The organism is Bacillus sp. 2175 (assembly GCF_057812155.1).
Genome location: NZ_CM173819.1, coordinates 2,068,188 through 2,092,194, shown reverse-complemented (window position 1 = coordinate 2,092,194; position 24,007 = coordinate 2,068,188). Strand labels below are relative to the sequence as shown.

Sequence of the window (24,007 nt, the reverse complement as noted above, 5' to 3'; positions counted from 1 at the left end):
TCCTTCCGGTTTTTATTATTGTTTTACTGTAATAAGCTTTTCAGCAATGACTTTACGTAGTTCTTTTTTGCTGACTTTTCCGACTCCTGTTTGCGGGAATGCTTCAATAAATTCAATTCGATCTGGAATTTTATAAGCCGCTATACCACGTTCTCTTAAAAACATTTTTAATTCACTTACTGCTGGAACTTGTCCGCGAGCTATAACAAAAGCACAGGTGCGTTCACCTAAATAATCGTCAGGCATAGATACAATTGCTACGTCATGGACCGCATCGTGTGCTAATAGATGATTTTCAACTTCTTCCGCAGCAACTTTCTCACCACCGCGGTTAATTTGATCTTTATCTCTTCCTTCTACAATGATGTATCCTTGTTCATTTACTTTTACAAGATCACCTGTGCGATAAAATCCATCCTTTGTAAATGATCGTGCATTATGCTCTTCGGCTTTATAGTAACCACGAATTGTATATGGACCTCTTGTTAATAAACTACCTACTTCGCCAGGTTGTACATCGTTGTCATTTTCATCAACAACTCGTACTTCATCGAGTGCAGACATTGGTCTACCTTGTGTATAAATAATAAATTCTTCCGGATCATCTAATCTTGTATAGTTCACTAATCCTTCCGCCATACCGAACACTTGCTGTAACGTACATCCAAATGTAGGACGTATACGTTTTGCAACCTCAGCGCTAAACTTAGCACCACCTACTTGAATAATCTCTAGGCTTGATAAATCGGCATTACGAGAAGATGCAGCATCAAGCCAAATCATTGCTAATGGCGGAACGAGCGCTGTAATTGTAACTTTTTCTTTTTCGATAAGAGCAAAGGCCTCATCTGGACTACCACCAGTTGCCAATACCACTTTTCCACCCGCATAGAAAGTTCCAAATGTCCCTGGAGAACTCATTGGGTAATTGTGTGCTACTGGAAGAACTGCCATATAGACGCTTTCTGCATTCAAATTACAAATTTCAGCGCTAACACGTAAACTATAAATATAGTCATCATGTGTTCTAGGAATTAATTTAGAAAGACCTGTTGTGCCTCCTGATAATTGGAGAAATGCAACATCACTTGGCTGAACTTCTGGTAATGAGACGGGATCCATATACAGATCATTTATGTTCACAAACTCTTCTTCTTCTCCCACTACAATTACATGTTGTAAAGTTGGCACTTTCTCTTTCACTTCTCTTGCTAATTTTCGATAATCAAAACCGAGAGCCTTATCTGAAATAACGTAAGCGCTCGCCTCGCCAAACTCACAAAAATAACTAATTTCACTGCTTCGATGTGAAGGTAGTGCAAAGACAGGAAGCGCTCCAATTCGAAATAGTGCAAAACATATTTCGAAAAACTCGATAATGTTAGGTAACTGGATTACAACTCTGTCCTCTTTCTTTATTCCTAAATTCAGTAAACCTGCTGCTAAACGATCTACCTTTTTATTAAGTTCACTATATGTTATATGCTTCTTACCACTTACAACCGCGATTCGATCTCCATATTTCTCAGCCCGCTCTCTTAACACTCCTCCAAATGTTTCACCAAGCCAACATCCTGCTTCTCGGTAACGATCGGCAAATTCTTTTGGCCATTCTGTATAACCTACTAGCATTCTTTCTTCCCCCTATTTTTCATTAAGTGAACTATCTCTTAACCCTAAAGCTTTTAGCATTGTTTGGAACTTAGCTGATGTTTCTGCTAACTCATCTTCTGGTTTTGACTCAGCAACAACTCCAGCTCCTGCATATAAACGAAGTGTATTTTCTTGTACTTCAGCACAACGAATTGTAACAATCCATTCTCCATCTCCATTTAAATCGCTCCATCCTAGCATTCCTGTAAAGAACTCGCGGTCAAATGGCTCAATATGCTGTATAGCTTCTCTTGCTTTTTCCATCGGAGTTCCGCAAACTGCTGGCGTAGGATGAAGGGCAATTGCTAATTGTAAAGAAGAAGTATTTGGATCCTTAAGTTCACCTTTCACTTCTGTAGACAAATGCCACATCGCTTCACTATGAATAACTGATGGCTTTTCTGGAACATGTAATGTATGACAATACGGACGAAGTGCAGCGGCAACCGCTTCAACTACTACCGCATGTTCATGTAAATCTTTTGGCGAAGAAAGTAATTCCTCTGCTCTTCTTTTATCTTCTACTGGGTCCTCACTACGTGGCCTTGAACCAGCTAACGGGTTAGAAATAACTTGCATACCATTACGTGAAACAAGTAATTCAGGGCTTGCTCCAATTAGCGTCTTACTGTTCTCTTTTTCATCTTTCGGTAAATTTACAGAAAATGTATAACCATGCTTATTATGCTCTGCTAATTCTCGCAGAAGTTTTTGCTTATCAATCTTTTCGGAAGATTTAACATCTAACGATCTGGATAGAACGATTTTCTTTAAATCACCGTCCTGTATTTTTTCAATTCCTTGCTTCACACCATTCATATATACTTCAGGGTCTGGCACTGGTGTCATTTCAAATGTTACATTCTCATTTGTTTCAAGCTGATTTGTTGTATCCAATTGTAAACGCTCAGAAATTCTGCTATATTCTGGTACGATGAGTTGGACTTCTTTTCTACGATCAAATGGCAAAGCACCCACAACGATAGGATTTGGATTTCCAGCTTGTTTCGCATTACTTAATTTCGCTTGAACAAGCTCTGGGAAACTTTCAATTTCACGATGCTTTACTGTAGTAAACTCTCCTTCTGCTAATATCGTTCGAGTTGGTGAAGCGAAAAAGAATGAAGATTCAGTCTTATAATCTTCTAAAAGTTTTTCTGACAATTCCTTTACAGCTATATGTTCATTCATAATATAATAACCTCCTGAATTTTTATTAAACTCCTAACGTAGCACCGCCATCAACACATAAATTGTGCATTGTAATATGACTTGCTCTATCTGAGGCTAAAAATAACACTGCTTCAGCAACTTCTGAAGGTTGTGCAATTTTTTGTAATGGAATTCCGAGTCTATATGTATTTTGAGAACCAGCAATTATATTTTTAGCTCCATTCTCATCAGCCCATAGTAATCTTTGCATCTCAGTTTCAGTAGAACCTGGAGAAACTAAGTTGCAGCGTATATTGTATGCCGCAAGCTCTAGTCCTAAACATTTCATAAACATCGTCGTTGCGGCCTTTGACGCAGCATACGCAGCCATCTCCATTCTTGGCGTATTTGCCGCATTTGAACCGACTGTAACAATTGCCCCCGATTTTCTTAACATCATATTTTTACTTACCGCTCGGGACATATTGAAAACCCCTGTCGTATTTACAGAGAATGTTTTATTCCAATCTTCATCACTTAACGAATGAATTGGTCCCATACGTAAAACCCCTGCAACATTTATTAAAATATCTATTGGCGCTATTTCATTTGCAATATGATTTACCATGTCTTCAGCAGCGGCGCTATCACTCACATCTAAACGAAACGTTTTCATACGTGTATTGTTTAATTCATTTTGATTTAAGAGTACATTTAACCCCTCTTCATTTTGATCAACCGCAATAACTGTGGCTCCTCTTTCTAAAAACATTTTGGCAACGACACTGCCTATGCCTTGTGCTGCACCTGTTACTAAAACTGTTTTCCCATCAAATTCCCCTAAGTTCATTTTCTCTATCCTTTCACATAAACATTAATTTCATTAAGTAACACCGATGATATTGATTTTCATTATCAGTTGTGTTGTAAAAAATAATACACTTACTAAACTAATTGGTCAAGTGCGCATTACTTTAAAATCCATTTTATTGATAATGTTTTTCATTTACCATCTTACACCGAAATGATAATGTTTCTCAATAAACTTGTCAATCTTTTTTTATTTTTCAGATAAACCATTTTAATGCTTCTTAATAAAATCATATGTAAACGCATTAAAAGTACTTATATTATAAATAAAATTCAAAGTCCTCTTTTTAAAATTGAAGAAACTAAACTAGAGATACGTTCATTTACAATGCTTTATGAAAAACTCAAGTATATATTTTCTCAATATTTTTCTGAAAATATATCTTACAAATACTAATGAATGTCTTTTTTGTCATTTAAGATTTAATATATATTTCGAATACGATGTATCAATTTATTGTATTTCAATATAATCCAAATAGGCATTTCACTCACTTTTACATCTATGAAAATCATAAAAGTAATTTAACCTTGTTAAAATAACTCATAAAAAAAGCATCCTAATTAATAGAATAGGATGCTTTTTCGTAATCATATTGTTATAGAAGATTTATATACTTATGCTACGCTGCGATACTCTTCTTCTTTTTCTTTTTTCTGCTTAGGTGCTTGAATTAAAATTGCGATAATGAATGACACGACACATAATACACCTATTACCATGAACGTTGGTTTGAATCCACCTAGAAGTGCACCGATAAAGGAACCTGCAAGCGCCCCAAATCCAAATCCTTGATACACAATTCCGTAGTTCTTACTATGGTTTTTCATACCGAAGAAATCACCAACAATAGCTGGGAAAATAGTGATATTTCCACCAAAGCAAAACGCTACACTTGCTACACATACGAAGTAAATACCATAATTTAAATCTACAAAACTTAGAACTAAGACTGAACTCGCCATAACAACAAAAGTACCAGTAACGATTTTTAAACGCCCAATTTTATCCGATAACGGTCCTAAAATGATACGACCTAACGTATTGAAGATTGCAACCATAGCCACCGCATTAGCTGCTGTTGCTGCGCTAAGTCCTACAAGTTGAACACCAATGTCTTTTACCATACCAATTAAGTATAAGCCACTCATACATGATGTAAATAACATGATAAATAATAAGTATACTTGTTTTGTGCCTAACATTTCTTTCGTTGTGTATTCCTCAGTTTTTGTTTCATGAACTGCTCCTTGATCTGCAGCTTGATGGATTAAACAAGCACCAATTACAATCATAGCTGTAACAATTAAACCCCAGTATATAAATGCTTGGGATACACCAACTGATTCAATCAACTGTGCGTTAACGTATTTAAAGATTAAGCTACCTGAACCATATGCAGAGACAGAAATACCAGCAATTAAACCTTTACGCTCTGGAAACCACTTTATTAAATTTGATAGTGAAGTGATATATGCTGTACCATCTGCATAACCTACAACAACTCCCGCTAGTACATAAAGTAATATTAGTGAGGATGCTTGTGAACTAAGTATTAATCCTAGTCCTAATGCTAATCCAGCTATCATAATAAGTTTACGAAGTCCCCATTTTTCTTGCAATTTACTCGCAAATAAAGTTGAAAATGCTAAAGAAAGACTAGTAATTGAGAAAGTTATCGCAACAGCGTTAAGACTCCAACCATATTTACTAACTAAAGGCTGATTGAATAAACTCCATGTATATATCGTCCCAAGCCCCATTTGTACTATAACTGTGCCAAGGACAACAAGCCATGGATTAACAGTTGATTTTTTCATACCTTTCCGCCTCCTCTTTCTATTTCAATGCTATTCGCTAAATTTACTTTTTTTATGTTCATTTTGGTCACCTCTTTTGATTTGACACCTTCATTGTATAAGATGTTTTTGTTTATGTAAGCACTTACAAGATAGAGCGTCAAAAACATGGAATCAGTTACAAAAAACGAAGGATGAAATACAAAAAACTACTGATTAAATACAATAGAAAAATTTTTTATACTTCAATCCACCTTATTTTTTATAAAATCACAAATTTTTTTCCAATAAATAAAACTAAATATTCACTAATATATCTATCCGTGGTTTAATATATATAATAAAAAAATATTTCTGTCTTTAATGAGGAGGTACTATGAAAGCAAACGTAGGGGATACTATACTTTTTCAACGAAATAATTTAAAGATTACAGGATCTGTATTAAAACTTTATACTGAATCGGTCTTAGTTGAAATTACAAATGTAAGCGGTGGTACTTTTGAATTTGATCGAACAATTGTAAATCATAAAAACTATAAAGTTTTAAATACAAATACATAAAACAACACAAAATAGCCCCTGCTCAACAGCAGGGGCTATTTTATATAAAAATATTTCACTAGTTTATATACCCTAAAACATTAACAATCTTACTCGCTTTTAAATTGTTAATATGATAATAAATTTCTAAACCTCTTCTCTCTGCTCGTAACACTTTACCCTTCATTTTTGATAAATGTTGTGAAACAGTAGATTGCGGAATATTCAGTAACTCTGTTAATTGTGTTACATTACAAGTTTTTCTCGTACTTAATTCATTTACAATTTGCAGTCGGATTGGATGCGCCATAATTTTTAAAATATCTACATCTTCTTCTGAAACTAAAGTTTTTCTCATTTCACTCGTATATGTTGTCATAAGACATTCCCCTTTTATATGAATTCCATATTCATAAGATCTATTTCCAAATTTTTTAAAACCCTTGATTAAAACTTTCATATAGAAATAAAAGGATTTTAAATTTTTGAAAACAGAACTTACATTCACTTTATTTATTTATTTGGTACATATACATAATACAATGTTAATATGTGCTCTATGTGAAGTTCACATAAATTTATGATGAAGATTTACTTAGCCACTCGCATCCTACTCATCTAATTACCCACTGCATAAAATCATCAGTTATTTTAACACATTTTAGGCGTTTGTATATACTATTTATAAAACAACTTTTATAAAGGGGGGATTCATATGCCTACAGCGTTACAAGAAGAAGTCGAAGAAGCACGGGAAACATATGTCAGTCGTATCATCTTAGTTGGAGGATCCGCTTTATTTTTAGTAGGCGGGGTTATCTCAGCAATTTCAGCCTTTAAAACTTATAATCGTTTGGAGAATACGCCGCCTTCTACAGATAATTCATAGATATTTTATAAAATAAAACGTCGCCTCCAATATGAAGAGACGACGTTTTATTATTCATACATATGACACTAAAAGTATCGGTAGATTCCCTACTCCATTTTCTAAGCTTACTTCACCACAAACCTAGTCTGACTACACCCATCCTTTTGCTTCGTTACTTCTAATACAGCTGGCATTGCGTTTTTCAGCTCTTGAACGTGTGAGATGACACCGATAAATCGGCCTGATTTTTGTAAGTCAATTAAGGCATCTACTGCTTTCGTTAATGATTCTTCATCTAATGAACCGAACCCTTCATCGATGAACATCGTTTCGATAGTAATACCACCTTCATATGCTTGAATGACATCTGCCATTCCTAGCGCTAGGCAAAGTGATGCGTTAAATTTCTCTCCACCGGATAGTGTTTTTACATCGCGTGTTTGGCCAGTGTATGCATCGTACACATCTAAACCTAATCCACTTTGACGGTTTCTTTTTTCAACTCGCTCACTTCGTTTTAAATAAAATTGTCCATTTGATAATTTACGTAGTCGTTCGTTTGCGATTTGAACAATTTGTTCTAAATACTCAATTAAGATGTAACGTTCAAATGATATACGACTTTCGTTATCACCTTTCATTACTTCATATAAATCAACAAGTTCTTGGAAGGCTTTTTCTTCCTCGTGAATTTGTTCGTCAATACGTCTAATGTTTTCATGTAAATCAGAAATATATGTTACCGCATTTTGCGCACGTTGACGTTTTTCTTTAATTATATCAAGATTAATTTCTAGATCTTTTATGTGTTCACCTAAAGATGTAATATCCATATACTCTTTATCTTTTAATTCTGCGTTTAACTCTTCAATTTGTTTTGCAAGTACTTCAAGCGATGAATAATAACCTTGAATTTCTTTTTGTAACATCTCCATCTCGGCATCGCTTAATTTGGCTTCTTTATACGTGAATTGATCTGTAAACCCACTTTGTTCTAGCTCTTTCATAAAGCGTGCAAAAGTCTCTTCTTTCTTTAATTTTGCACTTTCAAATTGATTAGAAGCACCTTTTTGTTCAGCTTGAATACGTATATTTTCATTTTGCCAATGCTGATACGCTTCCTGCACTTTCTTCCATTCGTCCTCCATTAACCTAAGTTCCTGCATAGCTTGATTAAACTGCGCTTCCCAAGCTTGTACTGTTTGTAAGCTTTCTGGAATATTTCGTTTATCATGTTCATATGACGTACGAAGTTGCATACACTCCATTTCTGTACGGTGCTGCATTGTTTCCACTTCTCGTTTTTGTTTCTGAAGTTCTTCTATTTTTTCTTCTACGCTTTTCATGTTCGCAGCAATCTGCTTACGTGTTTCTTCACTTGCTTTTAACGTATTAACGTCTGCTGCTAATTGTTTTCCTTTTTGAACAAGTGCACTATATGTTTCAACTAATTTTTCGGAGTTGTAGCCGCGCTTCACAACTTCTTCTATCACTTGTTCATATTGTAGTTGATAGAAATTCCATTTCTCCTCTACTTGCACATGTAATTTTTCAGCAATGTTCTTCTTATCTCTTAAATCGTTTAACTCTTTTTCATCGATCGCATTACTTTGCTCTGTAGCTTTTTGTGGATGATTCGTACTACCACATACCGGACAAGATTCACCGTCATGTAAATGAAGAGCTAATATACCAGCTTGTTCACTTAACCAGCGGCGCTCCATGTTTTCATATGCACGAACTGCCACTTGCATTTTATTATTTACCGCTTCTTTTTCTTGCTCGAATTTTTGTTTTTCTTGCCAAACATCATATGCTTGTTTTAAAACTTTTGCATCTTCTCGCATATTCGTTAGTTCTTCCACTTTAGCTACATATTGCTCAAGTGCTTGTTCTAATTGCTGCAATTCATCACACATTCTCTGTTTTTGGTTTGTATGCTCTTCTAGTTGTTGATCTAACTTTTGCATACTTTCTTTTAATTTCCCTATTTGAATTTCGGCATTTTGTAAATTCAGCTTTCTCTCAGCTAATGATTCAATGATCGCTTGTAACTCTTCTAATCTTTGAACAAGTTTTTTAGCCTCTTCTCGTTCAGCTTCTTTATTCTTTACTACTTCATACTTCTCCTGAGCAAGTTCAAAGCTATTCATTATCTGTTCTTGTTTGACGATTATCTGTTTTAACAAACTTTCAGCTTTCTGCTCATTTTCCATCGCTTCTTCATACCATTGTTCAAATGGTAATAAGCGCTTTGCTTGTTCCGCACGTTTAAAGAATTTTTCTTTCCTTTCAATTGCTGCACGGTTCTCTTGTAAAGTGTTATATTTCTCATTCTTTTGTTGTAAATCTATAAATTTCTCATTTACAGATTTTGCTGCATGAAAACGTGTTTCTGCATCCTTTAATTGCTTCGTTTGAACATCTTGTTCTACTTGTAATTGCTCAACCTCTGCCTTATACACGGTTGTTTCTTGTTCTAACGCTTCTACTACTTGATGCGTATTTACATGTTCTTGTGCCACTAATGTCTCTAATAATGCTCCATCACGGATTGGTAATTTAAAAACATTACGGAAATAGAGCTCTCTCTCTTTTTGTTTTTCTTGTAAGACGTCTTTCCATTGTTTTCTCTTTTGATCAAGTAACTCACGCATTAATTTATAACGATCCGTTTTAAAAATACGACGTAAAATCTCTTCTTTGTTTTCCGTCTCAGATGTTAATAGTTTTCGGAATTCCCCTTGGGGTAACATAACAATTTGGCTAAATTGATGTTTACTTAACCCAATTAAATCTTCCACTTTTTTGTTTACGTCTGTTACATGAAAACGATCGACGGCTGGAACGTTTTCTCCATCAATAACTTCATATAATTCTACTGCATGTCCTGTAATAGTCTTATTCCCTTGTTTTTTATGTCCAAGTTGTCGTTTTATTTCATAGCGTTTCCCTTTTAACTGAAAGGTTAATTCAACACTTGTATAAACATTATCATCAGCAAATTGACTTCGAAGCATGCTCGTATCACTACGTTCTTCTCCACTAGCCTCACCATATAACACATAACAAATCGCATCAAAAATCGTTGTTTTTCCAGCTCCTGTATTCCCAGAAATAGCGAAAATACGATGTTCTCCAAGATCTTCAAAATCGATTATTTCTTTCTGTTTATATGGCCCGAATGCTGTCATAATAAGCTGAATCGGTCTCATCCTCGTTCACCTTCCCATTCTTGCACTGTTTGTAATACATCTATAAATAGGCGTTCTTTCTCTTCTGATAAATCTAACCCCTTCATTTCTTTATAGAAAGCCTTTAAAAGAGATAAATCATCCGTTTTATGTCTTGAAACAGTTACTTCATTTGTATCTGTGAGTTCTCGTCTTTGCATCGCTCTTTCAACGTGCATTGCATTTGGATATACAGATCGTATTTTCTCCATTGGCTGTAAGACAGGGTTTTCGTCTAATAATTTTACAAATACGTAATCTTCACTTGCTGGGTGCTGTAATAATTCATCTATTTTTGCTTCTACTGTTCGCATTTTACGACGTGGTGAAAGTAACCTTTTTTCAATTGCTACTTCACCAGTTTCATTCAGTTCTACAATGTAATAACCTTTTTTATGTTTCTCTTCAGAAATTGAATAGGCAAGTGGTGAACCTGAATATCGAATCGTCTCATTACGTACGAAATGCGCTTGATGTAAATGTCCAAGCGCTGTGTAATGAAACTTATCAAAATAATGACTATTTACATATTCAGCACCACCAATTGAAAGTGGTCTTTCTGCATCACTTGTATTCTCCTCCGCTTCTCCTGAAGAAGTTACAAATGCATGTCCAACAAATACATGTCTAGCTTCTTTATCCATCGTTTCAGAGAGCTCATTCATAAAAATGCGCATCGCATCATCATGAGAACGTACGTCTTCATTTTTCAACACGTGCCTTACTATGCTTGGGTCTGCATACGGTATTAGATGGAAGTGAACCTCTCCATATTCATCATTTAGTACGACAGGTTCATACGGGAATTGAAATTGACCTGCAATATGTAATCCTTGTTTTTTCATTAAACTACTTCCAAAATGGATACGATCCGGACTATCATGATTACCAGCTACCGCAATAACTGGTGTTTGTAAATCAATAACTATTTTTTGCAGCACATCATTTAATAAGTCTACTGCTTCTGTAGGTGGAATTGCTCGGTCATATAAATCCCCTGCAATAATTACAGCATCTGGTTTTTCTTCTTCAACAGCCTGTACAAACTGATCTAATACAATCTTTTGGTCTTCAGTCATATACACGCCATGAACAAGCTTACCTAAATGCCAATCCGCTGTATGAAATAACTTCATATTTTTCTACTCCTTTTAATTTACTGATTTTAGTGAAACGAGTTGATAGTTTATTGTAGTTTTTCCGTTCTCCCACTCTAGCTTCAATATCGTTGCACTTCCAATTCTTTCTTCATTTGATTTATATAAAGGCAATATTTCTTGAACTGTAAATAAGTGATAACCATCCAATATTAATTGAAATATATTTTCTTCAATATGTAATCTTACTTCTTTTTCATTTGAAATAATTTTTGTGTGCATCTCAAATTTCATGATAGATACAACCCCTTTTTATAATCTCTACATTTTAATAGTATAGTGGCTATGCAAGATTGACAAGTACATACACAGCAAAGTACACACTTTTCTATTGTTATATACTTCATGTATTTTATATAAAATACGGTATGTGAAATTTTATATTTTCTCCAAAATAAAAATGCCTATTATGACACCTTTATTTTTGTATAAAGTCTTTCATTACATAATATAAAACGGTAATTAAAACGATTGCGACGAAAAATGAGAACACTGCGACAATGTAGCCATCTTTATTTAATAAAATACAGAATGAAATAGATATTATAAAAATCGGAAATACGAGACGTACTTTATCCTTCACTTCTTCTGTCGTATCTGTATGATGAAAATACTGCGTTATTCCTATCATTAAAAAAGACAAAATAATAACCGACAATAGTAAAGGTCCTGGCATTCCGATTTCTCCTTTCTCTATTTCTAATTCAGTGTAAAATTTTTTATTACAATTGTACGATTTATTTTTTCTTCAAACACACTTTTAGAATTGATAATGAACATTTCACACCTATATAATAGCGCTTTTATCATTATAACTTCAAATAATTACACTTACAGTAATGTTGTAATATTCCCCCTCAGTCTCTGAAATCCTGCAAAGATAACTCGTCAAAATATGCAGTGACCAAATTAATATTTACCGTCAACTTTTGACAAAATTTATAAAGGACATTTCAGTACATATCAAGAATTAAGAATAAGAAGATATGTAAGGGAGGATGCATTATGACTGAACAAGTTTTATTTTCTGTTAGTGAAAACGGCGTTGCGACAATTACTTTAAACCGTCCAAAAGCACTTAATTCTTTATCTTATGACATGTTACAACCTATCGGACAAAAACTTAAAGAGTGGGAACACGATGAGCGTATTGCACTTATCGTGTTAAAAGGAGCTGGCACAAAAGGTTTTTGTGCAGGCGGCGACATTAAAACTCTTTATGAAGCGCGTTCCAATGAAGTGGCATTGCAACATGCAGAACGTTTTTTTGAAGAAGAGTATGAAATTGATACATATATTTATCAATATACAAAACCGATTATTGCTTGTTTAGATGGAATTGTAATGGGCGGTGGTGTCGGTCTTACAAATGGTGCGAAGTATCGCATTGTAACTGAGCGTACGAAATGGGCAATGCCAGAGATGAATATTGGCTTCTTCCCAGACGTCGGAGCTGCACATTTCTTAAATAAAGCGCCTGGATATACAGGACGATTCGTTGCTTTAACAGCATCTATTTTAAAAGCTTCTGACGTATTATTTATTAATGCTGCTGATTACTTTATGACATCTGATTCATTACCAGAGTTTCTTACTGAACTTGAAAGTGTAAATTGGCATAAAGAAGATGATGTACATACTAATTTAAAAGAAGTTATTCGTACATTTGCAACTGCTCCAAACTTAGAAAGCGAGCTTGCTCCTTCATTAGAAGTAATCAATTCACATTTTGCTTTCGATACAATGGAAGAAATCATCCATTCATTGGAGAAAGATGAAAGTTCCTTTGCTCTAAAAACGAAAGAAACACTGTTATCAAAATCCCCTATTTCACTAAAAGTAACATTAAAACAGTTTATTGATGGAAAAGATAAATCCGTTGAAGAATGTTTCGCTACGGACCTTATACTTGCTAAAAATTTCATGAGACATGAAGATTTCTTTGAGGGAGTACGCTCCGTTGTCGTTGATAAAGATCAAAATCCGAATTATAAATATAAACAGTTAAGTGACGTTTCAGAAGAAGATGTGAATCGTTTCTTTAACTTACTTAATGCATAAAATGAAATTGTCATGAGGGGATGTTTTGTTCATCCCCTACCTAACTTCTTTGCTTCAGCTAAATCTTGTGCGGTGAAAATCTTACTACCCGCAAATAGCGGTATAAAATCGAAGCTATATAGTAGTGTAATTACAGCTACTATATAGCCTTTTTTATTTAATTATTTTTAACAAAATTTAATTTTATTAAATCCATTTTTGTGCTACACTGATTTTAATCAAATATTCTAAAAATAAAAAGGAGGGGCGGCTATGATAGAAAATTATCTTCTTTTCATCATTATGTCTATTTGCCTTATCATTTTACCTGGTCCAGATACAGCAATGGCTACGAAAAATACATTGGTTGCTGGTAAAGTCGGTGGAGTGAAAACAGTGTTTGGTACATGTATTGCACTATTAATTCATACTTTAGCTGCTGTAATTGGTCTTTCTGCACTTATTGTAAAGTCAGCTCTTTTATTTTCTATTTTCAAGTACGTTGGGGCTCTATATTTAATTTATATTGGTATTAAAGCCCTTTTAGCAGTAAGAAATAAAGAAGGCATTGATACGAACGATATATCTTTGAATAATGAAGATGAACACACCTCTTGCTTTCGACAAGGGTTTCTTACGAATTTATTAAACCCTAAAGTTGCAGTATTCTTTTTAACGTTTTTACCGCAATTTTTAAATCCAAATCATAATACGTTTATCCAACTACTCGTAATGGGCCTTACTTACCTCGTTTTAACAGCCATTTGGTTCGCTTTTTATATATTTTTAATTGATAAAATTAGTGCTTTTATGAAAAAACCGAAGACGCAACGTTATATTCAAGGGCTAACAGGAGTCTTCTTAATTGGTTTTGGTATTAAACTTGCTTTTGAAAAAAGTAATTAACAAGATGAAAACCACCACTATTAATAGTGGTGGTTTTCATTTAATAACTAATTTGGCTGTTTATTTTATATTAAAACCAGCGCTCAGTTACAACTTTTTTACGTGTATAGAATTGAACGCCATCTGTGCCATTTGTACCTAAATCACCAAAGAATGACGCTTTATTTCCTGCAAATGCGAAGAATGCCATTGGTGCTGGAACATTTACGTTTACACCGATCATACCAGCATCGATATTATCACGGAACGTTTGTGCATGTTTACCGTTTGATGTATAAATAACTGCACCATTTGCAAATTTAGATTGATTTGTTAGTTTAATACCTTCTTCTAAATCTTTAACTCGTACAATGCTTAATACTGGAGCAAAAATCTCATCTTGCCAAATTTTCATTTCTTGATTCACGCCATCAAAGATTGTCGCACCTACAAAGTAACCTTCTCCAACTTCTTCATTAATTTTACGGCCATCTACTAATAAAGTTGCCCCATCTGCTACACCGCTATTAATGTAGCCTAAAACGCGCTCTTTATGAGATTCACGGATTAATGGTCCAACATAGTTCTCTTCGTTAAAGCCATCGCCTACTTTTAATTTTTTCGTTTCTGCTACTAATACATCAATGAATTCATCAGCAATTTCATCCACTACTGCTACTACTGAGCATGCCATGCAGCGCTCTCCACTACTTGCAAATGCAGATCCAATTACACCTTGTACTGTTTTCTCAAGATTGCAATCTGGCATTACAATCGCATGGTTTTTCGCACCTGCTAACGCTTGTACACGTTTTCCGTGTTTCGTACCTGTTTCATATACGTAACGAGCTACCGGCTCAGAGCCAACGAACGAAACAGCCTGAATATCTTTATTTTCTAAAATGCTATTTACAACATCTTTTCCGCCTTGTACTAAATTTAATACGCCTTTTGGGAAACCTGCTTCATAGAATAATTCTACAAGTCGCTCCGCTAAAAGTGGCGTTCTTTCAGATGTTTTTAATACGAATGTATTACCGCAAGCAATTGCAAGTGGGAACATCCATAACGGAATCATCATCGGGAAGTTAAATGGCGTAATACCAGCAACAACTCCGATTGGGTAGCGCCAAATCGATCCATCAATTCCGCTAGCGATATTCGGAAGTGCTTGACCCATCATTAAATTTGGCGTAGATGTTGCAAGTTCTACCGCTTCAATACCACGTTGCACTTCACCTGTTGCATCCGTTAGCGTCTTACCATTTTCTAGCGTAATGATTTTTGCAAGCTCATCTTTATTTTCTTGTAATAGCTGTAAATATTTATATAAATTTCTTGAACGATTTGGAACTGGTACTTTAGACCATGTTTCGAATGCTGCTTTTGCCGCTTCAACAGCTTTTTCAACATCTTCTTTTGGAGATAGTGGAACGTAAGCGATAATTTTTCCAGTCGCTGGATTTGGAACTGCTTCTACTTCCGTACCTGTCGATTCAACCCACTCACCGTTAATGTGATTTTTTACTCGTTTAATTTCAGTTGTAATCATTGTATTCTCTCCTTTGTATAATTTATTTTTGATTAGAAATTAATTGCTCGCTAACTTTCTTATATAAAGCAGCCATATCGTTTTCACCATATCCAGCTTGACTCGCTTCGTCATATACGTTTAATAACATTTCGCTTACCGGTAAATGGAGTTCGCTTTCCTTAGCTAAGTCAACTGCAAATCCTAAATCTTTTTTCAATAAGTTCACAGTAAATCCTGGCTCGTAGTTTTCAGGCGCTATAAAACTTTTATAATTACGTTCATAAATTCTACTTTGACCGTAACTTACATTTAAAATATCAAACATTTTATCTAAATCCATATTGTTCTTTTTCGCTAATGTTAAAGCTTCACTCACACCAGCTGTATAAAAACCAATTAATAAGTTATTAATTAACTTAACAGTTGTACCACTATCAATCTGCTCACTAACGTGGAAAATGTTCGCGCCTAGTACGCCCATGATAGATTCCGTTTTCTCATATACCTCTTTTGATCCACCAACCATAAACGTTAATGTACGGTTTTCGGCTCCGATTACACCACCGCTCACAGGTGCTGCTAAAAAGTCTACTTTCTTTTCCTTTGCAGCTTCCTCTAACTGTTTGTTTAACTGCGGCGATACCGTACTTGTATCAATGAAAACTACATTCGAGTGACCATTTTCAAATAATCCTTCTGCTCCAAAATATACCGCTTCAACAGCGCGAGGTGAAGGTAAACTTGTAAAAACTACATCACATGTTTCTGCTAGTTTTGAGATTGATAGACCGATAATTCCGCCTTCTTTTTCAAAGGACGCTTCCGCCTCTTTATTTAAGTCCACGCCATATACTGTGTAACCTGATTTAACTAGATTTTTTGACATTGGAAGGCCCATGTTACCTAAACCGATAAAACCAATCTTTTTCATATCGCTTTCCTCCTATTTACACAATATATTTCCCGCGATTTATAATAGCTTTCGCAATTTCTCTCTTCTTCGTAAATACGTTCGTGTATAAAGGCACTAATAATTGACGGATTTCAGCTAAAATCACATGTCTATCTTGTTCTTTTGTGACAGCTGCTGAAAGTACAGAAATCGCCGCTTCTTCTACTTTACGGTATCCTTCTTCACAAATAACATCCGTTATGAGTTGCTTCGTACGTTCTTTTTCCTCTCCATTTTTACGTACTGCTTTTCTCGTACGTAAAAACGCTGATTCCATGATGTACACGTCCGTCAACATATTTGATATTACACGTGAATATTCTTGTTCTTGGTCAATTTTTAGACCTGGAGTTTTAGAGAGCGTTTTCAAAGATTGTTTCAACAATTTTTTCGCTAATAAAATGTAACGATGGTTTCTTTCTACATTTGCTACATTACTTTCTACTTCAGTGTCTTCTAATTGTTCGATTTGCTTCATTAACATTTTAGCAACTGTTAATCTATTAATTTCGTTCGTTCCTTCAAAAATACGACTAATTCTTGCATCACGATATAATCGTTCTACCTCATACTCTTGCATATAACCGTAACCACCATGAATTTGTACAGCTTCATCTACGATATAAGCAAGTGTTTCAGAAGCATTTACTTTATTCAGTGCACATTCAATTGCAAATTGGGACATTTTCTTCATAAGATCTTCATCGCTCTCATGAATTGCTTCATCGATTACACCTGCTGTACGATAAGCTGCACTTTCGGCTCCATATGTAGCAATAATCATATTTGCAATTTTCTCTTGAATCATCGTAAAGTCTACTAATTCCGTTTGGAACTGTTTTCGCTCTTTTCCATATTGAACCGACAAACCAATTGCTTGTTTTGCTGTTCCAATATTTCCAAAAGCAAGTTTAAGTCTAGCAAAGTTAAGAATATTAAGGGCTACGTGATGCCCTTTCCCAACTTCCCCTAAAACATTTTCAGCAGGGATGACAACATCTTCTAAAATAAGAGTCGCTGTTGAAGAACCTTTAATCCCCATTTTCTTTTCTTCTAATCCAATAGATACACCTTCACATGTTCTTTCGACAATAAACGCTGTCATTCCTTTATTTGTCTTCGCAAAAACAACGTATACATCTGCCATATGAGCATTTGTAATCCATTGCTTCTCACCATTTAACTTCCAAGCTGTTCCCTCTTCATTCAATACGGCGCTTGTTTTTGCACTTAATGCATCCGAACCAGCATTTGGCTCCGTTAAAGCATAAGCCCCAATCCATTCTCCCGATGCGATTTTCGGTAAATATTTTTCTTTTTGCTCTTTCGTTCCATAATATATGTAAGGCAATGTACCGACACCAGCGTGTATATTAAAAGAAACGCTAAACGCACCAGCGTACCCCATTTTCTCTGCTACAAGACCTGAGACAGCCTTTCCTAACTCGAACCCGCCATAATCTTCTGGTACCTCAATGCCTAATAATCCAAGTTCCCCAGCTTTCTCAAATAATTGACGAGAAACTTTATAGTTATGTTGTTCAATATTCTCCATTTGTGGAACAATTTCTTGTTTAACGAATTGTTCTGTCGTTTTTGCGATTAAATCTTCATCACCTGAAAAATCTTCTGGTGTAAAGTAAGTATGATTTATATCTTTATTAAGTGAAAAAAATTCATCCCATGGTAACTTCGTTTTCTCCATATGTATCCCCCTATCATTCGGCTTTCATAGCTTTTTGCTTATGCTCGTCTACGATGAGTGGAATATCTTTTTTGAAAATAGAAGGCGATGATTTTTCACATCAAGCATTTTATTTTGCCAAAGATGTATTTTCATCGCCTTCGCTGCTTTATCTATTGATCTTCTGATAATACTGTTTTTGCAATACCAGTATCTAACTCTTCAAAGTCATGATATGAAATTGTTTCGTATAATTCACTTCTCGTTTGCATATTAGAAAGTGCATCTTTTTGAGAGCCTGTTTCTTTAATTAAAGTAAACACATTTTCATACGCTTTCGCTGCAACGCGAAGTGAAGTTACAGGATAAATAACCATTTGGAAGCCCATATTCGCAAATTCCTCTGCACTATAATATGGAGTTTTTCCAAATTCAGTCATATTCGCAAGCAAAGGTGCATTTACCTTACTATTAAATAGACGGAATTCTTCCTCTGATTGAAGCGCTTCAGGGAAAATTGCATCTGCACCTGCTTTTACATATGCATTTGCTCTTTCAATTGCTTCATCTAATCCTTCAACGCCGCGAGCATCAGTACGTGCTACAATGTATAAGCTCGGTGCAACTTCTTTAATCGCTTTAATTTTTTGAACCAATTCTTCTGTAGTAACAAGTTTCTTACCATTTAAATGTCCACATTTTTTTGGTAATTGCTGATCTTCAATTTGGACAGCTGCTACTTTCGCTTCCACCATTTCTACAGCTGTTCTCGCCACATTTAGTACACCACCAAATCCTGTATCAATGTCAACAAGAACAGGTAAGTCTGTAGCTCTTACTAAATCTCTTGCTCTCTCAGCCACTTCAGTAGACGTCACGATACCTAAATCTGGTAAGCCTTTACTTGCAGTATAAGCAGCTCCTGATAAATAAAGAGCTGAAAAACCTGTATTTTTTGCAACTAAAGCCGCCATTGCGTCATGAGCACCTGGAATTTGCAAAATTTCATTTGCTTCTACTAAAGCTCGGAATCGATTCGCAAGCTCCTCTTGTGTTGACTGCTTTTTCACAACCCAAGCCATTCTAAATTCCCCCTATTATTAAATTAAGAATAGATCTACAAATTCGTTTACATTCATATTTTCTAGTTTTTCTTCATTTAAACAAACTTCATGAATTTGTTCTTGTTGCTTACTAGAATAATGACCTGCCATATTTGCAGTGAATTTTTGAACAACTTTTGGAATTGCTTCGTCTCTACGGAAGCGGTGACCAAGTGGATATTCACATTCCACATTTTCTGTTACTGTGCCATCTTTAAAGTGAACTTGAACAGCGTTGGCGATTGAGCGCTTGTTCGGGTCAAGGTAATCTAAACTGTACTGTTTGTTTTCAACAACAACCATCTTATTACGTAATTCATCTACACGTGGATCGTTTGCTACTGCATCTTCATAATCGTCTGCAACGATATCTCCTTTTAATAAACCAATTGCCGTAATGTATTGTAAGCAATGATCACGATCAGCTGGGTTATTTAATGGACCTTCTTTATCAATAATACGAATTGCTGATTCATGAGTTGTAATTGTAATACGGTCAATTTCATCTAATCTCTCTTTAATTTCCGGATGCAACTTCACTGCACATTCTGCAGCCGTTTGTGCATGGAATTCTGCTGGATATGACACTTTAAATAATACATTTTCCATTACATATGACTCTAGTGGTCTTGCTAATTTTAATTCTTGTTTATTGAATAATACATCTTGGAATCCCCATCCTGGCGCAGATAATGCTGTTGGATAACCCATTTCACCTTTTAGAGCAGTCATTGCAAGATGAACACCGCGGCTCGTTGCGTCACCTGCAGCCCATGATTTACGTGAGCCCGTATTTGGAGCATGACGATATGTACGAAGACTAGAATTATCAATCCACGCATGTGATAATGCATTAAAGATTTCTTCACGTGTTCCGCCAAGCATTTTCGCAACTACTGCAGTTGTTGCTACTTTTACATATAATACATGGTCAAGACCAACTCTGTTTAAGCTGTTTTCTAAAGCAAGCACGCCTTGAATTTCATGTGCTTTAATCATCATTTCTAATACTTCACGTACTTTTAAAGCTTCTTTTCCTTCTGAAATACGAACACGGCTAATATAATCTGCAACTGCTAAAATTCCGCCTAGGTTATCAGATGGATGTCCCCACTCTGCTGCAAGCCAAGTATCGTTATAGTCTAACCAACGGATCATACATCCGATATTAAATGCACCTTTTACTGGATCTAGTACATAAGACGTACCTGGTACACGTGTACCATTTGGCACGATTGTTCCTGGCACAACTGGTCCTAGTAATTTCGTACATTCTGGATATTGCAGTGCTAAAATTCCACATCCAAGTGTATCAAGTAATACGTAACGAGCTGTACTGAATGCTTCTGCACTAGTAACCTCTTTATTTAATACATAATCGGTAATCTCTTCTAATAATGCATCTTTTTGCTTAATTTCATTTGTTTTAATCATGCTATTCTTTCCTTTCTGTCGAAAATTCGTTATTATTAATGATGGGTGTCGGTCAAACACCCATCTGGCGGGCGGCGCTAACAACTCCCCAGTTGTTCTTATTTACTAAGTACATGTCGCTCGCCAATATAATTTACACGTGGACGGAACAAACGATTATTTGCATGTTGCTCAATAACGTGCGCACATAACCCCACTGTTCTAGAGCTAAAGAAGATTGGTGTGTAAAGTTGAATTGGAATACCTAGCATCCAATATACTGGAGCTGCATAATAATCAAGATTTGGATAAATTCCTTTTTCTTTTTCCATAATCTTTTCTCCAGCTTCACACATTTCATATAGTGTATAATCACCTTTTACATCACATAACTGTTTTAAAGCTTCCTTCATCATAAGTGCTCTTGGATCCATCTTCTTCATATAAACACGGTGTCCAAAGCCCATAATTTTTTCTTTGTTATATAGTTTCTTCTGTAATAACTCTTCAAATTTCTCAACATTACCAGCTTCTAAAAGCATGTACATAACCGCTTCATTTGCACCGCCATGTAAACTTCCTTTTAAAGATGCAACTGCACCTGTTAGAGCGCCGTATAAATCTGATTGTGTTGATGCAATAACGCGAGCTGTAAATGTAGAGTTTGGCATTTCATGCTCACTATATAAAACAAGGGAACGATCAAAGATCTTTTCCTCAAGTTCAGTTGGTTTTTTACCAGTTAACATATAGAAGAAATTCGCACTATAAGATAATTCTTTAAGAGGTTCAATTGGCTCCTCATTATTTAAAATATGATAGCTATTTGCTACAATGTTTGGCACTTTACTTAACAGCTTGTACCCTCGGCTTTTATTCACTTCTAACGAGCGGTTTTCGATATCATTATCGTAACCAGCTAACGCTGACACACCTGTACGTAATCCATCCATGGGATGCGTCTCTTTAGGCAATGCCTTTAGTACGTTGAATACACCTTCTGGTACTGCATATTCTTCTTTTAATTTCTTTTCAAGTGTTGCTTTTTCATCTTCATTCGGTAGATGTTCCTCCAATAAAAGGTGCACAATGTCTAAATACTCTTTTGTTTTTGAGAGTTCGATTAAGTCATACCCTTGAATTACAATTTCACCTTTTACTGTGTCAAGAAACGAGATTTTCGTCTCCGCTGCCACTATACCATCTAATCCCGGGGAAAATTTCTCTTCAGCTTTCATCATTATTTCCTCCAATCCTAATAGATCTTCGTGCACATAACTGTAAGCCTTTACAATATTGTGAAACTACATTTCTATTTCAATGTATCAGAGTTTTTAGAAGATTTCAATTTATTTTATAATGATAAGTTTCCTACACTTTTCTTAATGTAACAATACAATTTTTTGAAAATAATTCTTATATTTTATAAAGAAAGGATAGACTTCTTTGCGTATTTTCAAAAACAAAATATAAAGATTTTTCATATAACACCGCCAAATATACAATTATTCTAATTTTATTTGAGAAATAGAAAAAACGAGCTGTACATAAATACAGCTCGTTACTATATGATATTTATTTCACTATCTCTTAAATATAATTTTTATATAAAACTTATTCATTTTTAATAAAGTTATTATTTTACATAATTAAATTGAATTTCTTCCATTTCCTCATGATAACTTACAAATAAATCATAGTTTTGAAAATACCAAAGATCATCACAATCTACAAAAAATATAATACCTTCCTTCTCAACTGACACTATTTCGCCATCGGGTCTCTCAGCAACAACCCCTAAAGAATATCCGGGCTGAATTGAACTATCCCCTCCGTACCTTACAGTAAAACGTACAGATTCACCGTGCTTTATACGTAATTCTTCCTGGAACCATTGCAGAGCTTTACGATCAATTGAAATTCTCATCTTTATTCCTCCAGTTTATGCAAACTCTTTTTTTCCTAATCGTTGTTTTACAAAAAAGACGAAAATAATTAAGGCTATCAATGCTGAAATTGCACTCCCTGAAAATAAAATACGATAACCAAACATTTGTGAAACAACTCCAAGTAAAATAGCACCTAACCCGATTCCTAAATCAAACGCTGTAAAAAATGAAGCATTTGCAACTCCTCTTTTACTCGGATCGACAATTGTAAGCATTGCCGCTTGCAAAGCTGGCTGCGCTGAACCAAATCCAATACCGTATAATGTTGCTGCGATAATTACACCTATCAAACCATTTGAAATAGTTAAAACAACTATAGCTAAAATAGTAATACATAATGCTGGAAGTATGATGAATACTTCTCCATACTTATCTAATAGTTTCCCTGAAATTGGTCTTACAATTGTTAATGCAATTGCATATACAAGAAAGAAAGTTCCCGGATTCACATGAATTGATGATGCAAATAACGGTAAAAAGGTTGTTATTCCTCCATATGCAAACGATAAAAAGAATACTACAATCGTGATTGTTAATACAGATTTCTCAAATAGCTGCATCTTCCCTTTTTCTTTTTGTGGTGTAAATGGCATCTTCGTTATTAATGATAATACGACTGCCATAAAAGATAACAACGTCGCTAATAAAAATAGACCATCAAATGAATAATTTTGCACAACCCATAGTCCAATCATAGGTCCGATCGCCATTGCAATTGTCATCGCCATCCCGTACCAACCCATACCTTCACCGCGGCGTGAATCTGGAATAATATCCGTTATTGCTGTTCCAACAGCTGTTGTAGAAACAGCCCATGTTACTCCGTGAATAACACGTAAAACAGCTAAAAGGACAATAGTCGATGCTATATTATAGGAATACATCGTTAAGCCAAAAAAGATGAGTCCGAAAATAATAAAGGATCTTCTACCATATTGATCTAACATTCCTCCAATAATCGGTCGTATTACAACAGCAGCTATTGTAAACATCCCCATCATAAGTCCAACTTGCGATTCATTGCCACCTATCTCTTTAATAAAGAGCGGGAGCGTTGGAACAAGTAAATAAAATCCTGTAAATAAAAATAACATTGCGAAAGTCATTTGAATAAATGATTTCGTCCATAATCGTTCCATAAAAATACCTCCATACACTCGTAAAATATTA

21 protein-coding genes are annotated in these 24,007 nt (G+C 35.1%); 4 read left to right on the top strand and 17 right to left on the bottom strand.

Annotated features, from left to right (window positions below):
* Positions 1-15: 15 nt before the first annotated feature.
* The 4 genes from ACXKY9_RS11150 to ACXKY9_RS11135 all read right to left on the bottom strand — a co-directional run bounded on the left by ACXKY9_RS11150 (position 16) and on the right by ACXKY9_RS11135 (position 5,496).
* Positions 16-1,632, bottom strand: coding sequence for a (2,3-dihydroxybenzoyl)adenylate synthase (locus ACXKY9_RS11150; protein WP_000960118.1), 1,617 nt, complete (start codon positions 1,630-1,632; stop codon positions 16-18).
* A 12-nt stretch (positions 1,633-1,644) separates the two neighbouring features.
* Positions 1,645-2,844 (bottom strand): isochorismate synthase DhbC, encoded by a 1,200-nt coding sequence (gene dhbC / locus ACXKY9_RS11145; RefSeq protein ID WP_001002073.1) that lies wholly within the window; start codon positions 2,842-2,844, stop codon positions 1,645-1,647.
* 25 nt (positions 2,845-2,869) lie between these two features.
* Positions 2,870-3,655 (bottom strand): 2,3-dihydro-2,3-dihydroxybenzoate dehydrogenase, encoded by a 786-nt coding sequence (dhbA, locus tag ACXKY9_RS11140; protein WP_001048428.1) that lies wholly within the window; start codon positions 3,653-3,655, stop codon positions 2,870-2,872.
* Between the two features lie 638 nt (positions 3,656-4,293).
* Positions 4,294-5,496: an L-lactate MFS transporter gene (locus ACXKY9_RS11135; protein ID WP_000750126.1), complete on the bottom strand. Its 1,203-nt coding sequence runs from the start codon at positions 5,494-5,496 to the stop codon at positions 4,294-4,296.
* Positions 5,497-5,851: 355 nt separating this feature from the next.
* Between ACXKY9_RS11135 and ACXKY9_RS11130 the strand changes: the two genes are divergently transcribed.
* Positions 5,852-6,037: a YkvS family protein gene (locus ACXKY9_RS11130; RefSeq protein ID WP_000646793.1), complete on the top strand. Its 186-nt coding sequence runs from the start codon at positions 5,852-5,854 to the stop codon at positions 6,035-6,037.
* Positions 6,038-6,095: 58 nt separating this feature from the next.
* Here ACXKY9_RS11130 and ACXKY9_RS11125 read toward each other — a convergent pair whose 3' ends face one another.
* Positions 6,096-6,395, bottom strand: coding sequence for an ArsR/SmtB family transcription factor (locus tag ACXKY9_RS11125; RefSeq protein WP_000214801.1), 300 nt, complete (start codon positions 6,393-6,395; stop codon positions 6,096-6,098).
* Between the two features lie 336 nt (positions 6,396-6,731).
* On the opposite strand from ACXKY9_RS11125, the gene ACXKY9_RS11120 reads away from it, so the two are divergent.
* Positions 6,732-6,905 (top strand): hypothetical protein, encoded by a 174-nt coding sequence (locus ACXKY9_RS11120; RefSeq protein WP_001141667.1) that lies wholly within the window; start codon positions 6,732-6,734, stop codon positions 6,903-6,905.
* Positions 6,906-7,012: 107 nt separating this feature from the next.
* Here ACXKY9_RS11120 and ACXKY9_RS11115 read toward each other — a convergent pair whose 3' ends face one another.
* The 4 genes from ACXKY9_RS11115 to ACXKY9_RS11100 all read right to left on the bottom strand — a co-directional run bounded on the left by ACXKY9_RS11115 (position 7,013) and on the right by ACXKY9_RS11100 (position 11,953).
* A complete protein-coding gene (locus ACXKY9_RS11115) occupies positions 7,013-10,102 on the bottom strand; it encodes an AAA family ATPase (RefSeq protein ID WP_001247417.1) in 3,090 nt (1,029 codons plus the stop codon).
* The gene (locus tag ACXKY9_RS11110) at positions 10,099-11,256 is read right to left on the bottom strand and encodes an exonuclease SbcCD subunit D (protein ID WP_000765148.1); all 1,158 of its coding nucleotides are present in this window, start codon (positions 11,254-11,256) and stop codon (positions 10,099-10,101) included. Before ACXKY9_RS11110 ends, ACXKY9_RS11115 begins: the two co-directional genes overlap by 4 nt.
* Before the next feature lie 15 nt (positions 11,257-11,271).
* Positions 11,272-11,511, bottom strand: a complete 240-nt coding sequence (locus tag ACXKY9_RS11105; protein WP_000667346.1) for a DUF2584 family protein — start codon at positions 11,509-11,511, stop codon at positions 11,272-11,274.
* A 184-nt stretch (positions 11,512-11,695) separates the two neighbouring features.
* Positions 11,696-11,953 (bottom strand): hypothetical protein, encoded by a 258-nt coding sequence (locus ACXKY9_RS11100; protein ID WP_001119404.1) that lies wholly within the window; start codon positions 11,951-11,953, stop codon positions 11,696-11,698.
* A gap of 329 nt (positions 11,954-12,282) precedes the next feature.
* Between ACXKY9_RS11100 and ACXKY9_RS11095 the strand changes: the two genes are divergently transcribed.
* Both ACXKY9_RS11095 and ACXKY9_RS11090 read left to right on the top strand, forming a co-directional pair.
* A complete protein-coding gene (locus tag ACXKY9_RS11095) occupies positions 12,283-13,338 on the top strand; it encodes an enoyl-CoA hydratase/isomerase family protein (RefSeq protein WP_000139774.1) in 1,056 nt (351 codons plus the stop codon).
* A gap of 252 nt (positions 13,339-13,590) precedes the next feature.
* Positions 13,591-14,223 (top strand): LysE family translocator, encoded by a 633-nt coding sequence (locus ACXKY9_RS11090; protein WP_000572356.1) that lies wholly within the window; start codon positions 13,591-13,593, stop codon positions 14,221-14,223.
* A gap of 70 nt (positions 14,224-14,293) precedes the next feature.
* On the opposite strand, the gene ACXKY9_RS11085 is transcribed toward ACXKY9_RS11090, so the two are convergent.
* The 8 genes from ACXKY9_RS11085 to ACXKY9_RS11050 form a co-directional block, all read right to left on the bottom strand.
* A complete protein-coding gene (locus ACXKY9_RS11085; protein WP_000633347.1) occupies positions 14,294-15,754 on the bottom strand; it encodes a CoA-acylating methylmalonate-semialdehyde dehydrogenase in 1,461 nt (486 codons plus the stop codon).
* A gap of 22 nt (positions 15,755-15,776) precedes the next feature.
* On the bottom strand, positions 15,777-16,667 hold the full coding sequence (locus ACXKY9_RS11080) for an NAD(P)-dependent oxidoreductase (RefSeq protein ID WP_000719411.1): 891 nt from the start codon (positions 16,665-16,667) through the stop codon (positions 15,777-15,779).
* A gap of 16 nt (positions 16,668-16,683) precedes the next feature.
* A complete protein-coding gene (locus ACXKY9_RS11075) occupies positions 16,684-18,393 on the bottom strand; it encodes an acyl-CoA dehydrogenase FadE (protein WP_000415997.1) in 1,710 nt (569 codons plus the stop codon).
* Positions 18,394-18,545: 152 nt separating this feature from the next.
* Positions 18,546-19,454, bottom strand: coding sequence for a methylisocitrate lyase (gene prpB, locus ACXKY9_RS11070; protein ID WP_000312640.1), 909 nt, complete (start codon positions 19,452-19,454; stop codon positions 18,546-18,548).
* An 18-nt stretch (positions 19,455-19,472) separates the two neighbouring features.
* The gene (gene prpD / locus ACXKY9_RS11065; RefSeq protein ID WP_000598123.1) at positions 19,473-20,909 is read right to left on the bottom strand and encodes a 2-methylcitrate dehydratase; all 1,437 of its coding nucleotides are present in this window, start codon (positions 20,907-20,909) and stop codon (positions 19,473-19,475) included.
* 98 nt (positions 20,910-21,007) lie between these two features.
* Complete coding sequence (mmgD, locus tag ACXKY9_RS11060; RefSeq protein ID WP_001987369.1) at positions 21,008-22,129, bottom strand: citrate synthase; 1,122 nt, start codon at positions 22,127-22,129, stop codon at positions 21,008-21,010.
* 395 nt (positions 22,130-22,524) lie between these two features.
* Positions 22,525-22,815: a HesB/YadR/YfhF family protein gene (locus ACXKY9_RS11055; protein ID WP_001222844.1), complete on the bottom strand. Its 291-nt coding sequence runs from the start codon at positions 22,813-22,815 to the stop codon at positions 22,525-22,527.
* 15 nt (positions 22,816-22,830) lie between these two features.
* Positions 22,831-23,976 (bottom strand): MFS transporter, encoded by a 1,146-nt coding sequence (locus ACXKY9_RS11050; RefSeq protein WP_000440665.1) that lies wholly within the window; start codon positions 23,974-23,976, stop codon positions 22,831-22,833.
* Positions 23,977-24,007 lie beyond the last annotated feature (31 nt).